Origin of the sequence: Photorhabdus sp. RM71S, from assembly GCF_042879355.1 — a bacterium.
In the GTDB taxonomy this organism is placed as follows: Bacteria; Pseudomonadota; Gammaproteobacteria; order Enterobacterales; family Enterobacteriaceae; genus Photorhabdus; species Photorhabdus kayaii.
Map to the genome: position 1 here is coordinate 1 of NZ_JBHFKV010000304.1, position 223 is coordinate 223.

At 38.6% G+C, this 223-nt stretch carries 1 protein-coding gene; it reads left to right on the top strand.

Going from position 1 to position 223, the window contains the following annotated elements:
- Nucleotides 1–223, top strand: a 223-nt coding sequence (locus tag ACGF5R_RS25000) for a transposase (RefSeq protein ID WP_387693350.1), incomplete at both ends; no start/stop codon positions are given.

The following is a 223-nucleotide window of genomic DNA, read 5'->3' on the forward strand; positions in this document are numbered from 1 at the left end:
GCCGGCTGCCTCAATGCCCAAACAGGGAAAGTGACTTATGTTAAAGGGACAAAGAAGGACTCTAATTTATTTATCAAGATGTTAGATGAGCTTAATACCCACTATCCTGATGCGAAAACGATCACATTAATCTTAGATAATTACTGCATCCATAGCAGTCAGAAAGTCAAACATTGGTTGGCCCAGCATCCGAAATTTAACCTCTTATTTTTACCGAGTTATT